At 71.0% G+C, this 3,878-nt stretch carries 6 protein-coding genes; 1 reads left to right on the top strand and 5 read right to left on the bottom strand.

What is annotated here, in order from left to right:
• A partial coding sequence (locus AB0M20_RS31200) for a PEP-utilizing enzyme (protein WP_364303913.1) occupies nucleotides 1–877 on the top strand: 877 nt, incomplete at its 5' end.
• On the opposite strand, the gene AB0M20_RS31195 is transcribed toward AB0M20_RS31200, so the two are convergent.
• The 5 genes from AB0M20_RS31195 to AB0M20_RS31175 form a co-directional block, all read right to left on the bottom strand.
• Nucleotides 874–1,884 (bottom strand): cation diffusion facilitator family transporter, encoded by a 1,011-nt coding sequence (locus tag AB0M20_RS31195; protein ID WP_364303912.1) that lies wholly within the window; start codon nucleotides 1,882–1,884, stop codon nucleotides 874–876. The genes AB0M20_RS31200 and AB0M20_RS31195 overlap by 4 nt on opposite strands.
• A gap of 71 nt (nucleotides 1,885–1,955) precedes the next feature.
• Nucleotides 1,956–2,294 carry a metalloregulator ArsR/SmtB family transcription factor gene (locus AB0M20_RS31190; RefSeq protein ID WP_364303911.1) on the bottom strand — a complete coding sequence of 113 codons (339 nt, stop codon included), beginning with the start codon at nucleotides 2,292–2,294 and terminating at the stop codon, nucleotides 1,956–1,958.
• 16 nt (nucleotides 2,295–2,310) lie between these two features.
• Complete coding sequence (gene ccsA, locus AB0M20_RS31185; RefSeq protein WP_364303910.1) at nucleotides 2,311–2,838, bottom strand: cytochrome c biogenesis protein CcsA; 528 nt, start codon at nucleotides 2,836–2,838, stop codon at nucleotides 2,311–2,313.
• A gap of 43 nt (nucleotides 2,839–2,881) precedes the next feature.
• Complete coding sequence (locus AB0M20_RS31180) at nucleotides 2,882–3,355, bottom strand: BlaI/MecI/CopY family transcriptional regulator (protein WP_364303909.1); 474 nt, start codon at nucleotides 3,353–3,355, stop codon at nucleotides 2,882–2,884.
• Nucleotides 3,356–3,397: 42 nt separating this feature from the next.
• Nucleotides 3,398–3,878, bottom strand: a 481-nt coding sequence (locus tag AB0M20_RS31175; protein WP_364303908.1) for a chromate transporter, incomplete at its 5' end; no start/stop codon positions are given.

Here is a 3,878-nt window from a genome sequence, read left to right as displayed (position 1 = left end):
GTACGCACCGCACGCCGTGCAGAGCGCCGACTGGTTTCATCCCGTCGGCGCGGAGCTGCCGGGAACGGCGACCATCGAGCCCGTAGAAGGCCCTCGGCTCGCCCGGCTCGCCGACCAGCGAGCCGCTGCCGAAAGGGCCTGCCGAGCCGCCCTCTCCGGCCGGCGTCGGCTCCTCATCGCATTCGAGGAGCTGCTGCGGGTCAACCAGCGCTACGCGGTGATCCGCGAGGAGCAGGCCCGCGACTTCACTCTGGCATGGCCGGTGCTGCGCACCTGCGTCCGGCGTCTCGGCGGCCACCTGGCCGCGGCCGGCAGCATCAGCGGAGCCGACGACGTGTTCTTCTGCAGCCGCGACGAAGTCACCCGGCACCTGGCCGGCCACGTCGATTTCCTCGGCGGCACCGCGGCCGAGCGCCGCGAGCAGTGGCTGCGCCGGCGTGCTCTCGCCGCGCCGCTGACGTTGGGACGGCCGGTTCGGCTGATCGGTGACGTGATCGAACGTGCCGTGCAGCGAGCGCGGGGACCGGGCGAGATCGGCGAAGGTGTGATCGTCGGCCATCCCGCGTCAGCCGGCCGCGCCACCGGAGCGGTCCGCATCGTGGGCGGCCCGCAGGACTTTCCGGGATTCCGCCATGGGGATGTCCTGGTCGCCAAGGCAACCGCACCGGCGTGGACACCACTGTTCGCCCGAGCGGCCGCCATCGTCACCGACGGCGGCACCCTTGCCGCCCACGCCTCCCTCGTCGCCCGTGAGTTCGGCATCCCGGCCGTGGTCGGCACCGGCGACGCCACCACACGCCTGCGGCCGGGACAGCTCGTGACCGTCGACGGCAATGCCGGCACCGTGACCATCCACAATGCTCCAGCACCCGACTAATCGACCGGCTCGGCCACCCCACGAAGCTTGTGGGACAGCGTCACGTGCCGGTCGTCGCCCGCAAGGCCTGCGGGGTCGACGTGCACGGTCACACCGGACAGCCGCGGGACGTGGTGGGTCAGCTGATGCTCGGCGTCGGCCGCGATCTCGTGCGCGGCGACCAGGCTCAACTCGGCGTCGACCACGATGGACGTTTCGGCGTGCAGGCGGTGCCCGATCCACCGCAGCCGCAGCCCCGACACGTCACGGACGCCGTCCAGACGGCGCAGCTCCCGTTCCGCCCGGTCGACCAGATCCGGATCGACCCGGTCCATCAGCCGGTGATAGACCTCCCGGGCCGCGTCCTTCAGCACCACCACGATCGCCGTCGTGATCGCCAGCCCCACCACCGGGTCGGCCCAGGACCAGCCGAGCCAGGCGCCCGCCGCGGCGAGCACCACGGCCAGCGAGGCGAAGCCATCCGTGCGGGCGTGCAGCCCGTCCGCCACCAGCGCCGCCGACCCGATCCGGCGCCCGATGACGATCCGATAGCGGGCCACCACCTCGTTGCCGACGAAGCCGATGACCCCGGCGGCGAACACCCACGGAATGTGCGTCATCGGCGCCGGATTCACCAGCCGCTCCACGGCGGTCCAGCCGGCCAGCACCGCCGAGCCGAGAATCACCAGCACGATGATGACGCCGGCCAGGTCTTCGGCCCGGCCGAAACCATAGGTGTACGCCCGGGTGGCCGCCCGCCGCCCGAGCAGGAATGCGATCCCCAGCGGCACCGCGGTCAACGCGTCGGCGACGTTGTGCAGGGTGTCGCCCAGCAGCGCCACCGACCCCGAGAACACCACGATGACGGCCTGCAGGATCGCCGTCACGCCCAGGCCCAGCAGCGAGATCCACAGCGCCCGTAGCCCTTCGCGGGACGACTCCATCGCCGAGTCGACCTTGTCGGCACTGTCGTGCGAATGCGGCGTGACGACATGCCGCAATCGGTGCCACCTGCCGTGCTCGCTCACCCCACCATGATATGTGCTCATGTACGCACGCGACAACGCTGCAGGTGCCAGCCACGTGCAGCAGCCAACCTCTATGAAGTAGGACGGACTCGCGATGCGTGGTGCGCCGGGCGCCCGGGCACCATGTGTTCTGCCGCCTGCAGGGCCTCGGTCACCAGCCGTCGCACGTGCTCGTCGCCGACTGCGTACACCGATCGCCGCCCCTCCCGGCGCACCACCACCAGGCCGGACAACCGCAGCTTCGCCAAATGCTGCGACACCGCCGGCCGGGCAGCGCCCACGGCCGACGTCAGAGCTGTGACATCCCGTTCGCCGTCGAGCAACTCGGCCATGAGCCGCAGCCGGGTGGCGTCGGCGAGCATGCCGAGCGCAACCACGGCGGCGTCCACGACGTCATCAGGTGCGTACACAAGCACATGTTATCGATCACCACCCGGCGTACGAATGCGGGCCGCGAGCGAGGATGTTGACCGCGAACAGGTTGATCATCATGGTCACCCAGCCGAGCAGCACGACCATCGCGGCGTTGCGTCCGCGCCAGCCGCCGGTGTTCCGGGCGTGCAGGTAGGCGGCGTACACCATCCAGCTGATGAACGCCCACGTCTCCTGGGGGTCCCAGGCCCAGTAGCGACCCCACGCCGCCTCCGCCCAGATCGCGCCCGTGCCGACCGCGAAGGTCCAGATGGGGAACGCGACGATGTGCAGCCGCTGGGTGAGCCGGTCGAGCCGGTCCGCGACAGGCAGCCGGTCGATCACCGTGGCCGTCGTGCCGCCGGCGGTGTCGTGCCGCAACCTGAGCAGGTAGAGCACCGCGGTGACGAAGCCGATCAGGAACAGGCCGGAGGCGGTGGCGGCCGATGGTGAGTCGAGCGCCGGGACGAGCGGGGCGACCCGGGTGTGCAGCCGGGTCCCGGCCACGCCCAGCATGATCGCGAGTGCCAGCGTGACGAACAACCCACGTCCCGCTCGCGCTTGGACAGCAACAGGACCAGCCACGTCACTGCGCCGGCCGGCGCGCGCTGATGACGAACTCGTAGATGTTCCCGAGCGGGAAGCGCCCGGCCGCGACACCTCTCGCGGCGACACATCCAAGGTGCACGGCGACGCCACCGACGGTCGCCCAAAGGCGCCGGCCGCGACATGACGCGCCGCTTCGGGCGACGGCCGTAGAGCCGCACCGATGGTGACCGATACGCGCGCCGGTGCGGTCAGGCTGATGGCGACGGCGTGCAGCGCCATCGCACCGACATAGCCGAGAATCGGCCGCCGCCCGATAGACACCGACCCGGCCCTGCATCTCACGGATCACGACGCCTTTGCGCGTCAGCCGGTCGAGCGCGGTGACGATGGTGCTGTACGCCGGAGCGTCGTCCCAGAACGCCTCCACCACCGCACGGCCGGCCATCGGGCCGTCCGCCGACCAGAGCACGTCCATGATCGAGCGCTCCAGGTCGCCACGCCCCCTGACCACCCCGGCCCGTCGTCCGCCGGAGCTCGCGCCAGCGTACGCAGCTCAGGTGATCGGCAGCCCGGCCAGCCCGGCGATCAGGCCGAGCGCGGCGCTGACGCCGAGCACCCGCAGCACCGACCACTTGAACCGGAAGATCAGCACTGCCGCCACCGCGGCGATGACCCACGGGACGATGCGGAAGCTCGTCAGATCCGGCAGCTCCAGGTGCAGAGGGCCGGTGGTGATCGTCCGGCTTTCGCCGAAGAGGGTGTGGATGGCGAAGTACAGGCCGAGGTTGGCGATGACGCCGACCACGGCGGCGGTGATGCCGGTCAGCGCGGCCGACAGGGATCGGTTACCGCGCAGCCGCTCGACGTAGGGCGCGCCGAGCAGGATGAACAGGAAGCACGGCACGAAGGTCACCCAGCAGGTCAGGATCGACGCCACGACGCCGGCCACCCACGGGTCCAGCGTGCCGGGTTGGTGATAGGCGCCGAGGAACGCGACGAACTGCACCACCATGATCAGCGGGCCGGGCGTGGAC

It is taken from the genome of Actinoplanes sp. NPDC051633, assembly GCF_040681735.1.
In the GTDB taxonomy this organism is placed as follows: Bacteria; Actinomycetota; Actinomycetes; order Mycobacteriales; family Micromonosporaceae; genus Actinoplanes.
Note: the sequence above shows the minus strand (reverse complement) of the source record. Positions and strands in the feature narration are given on the sequence as shown.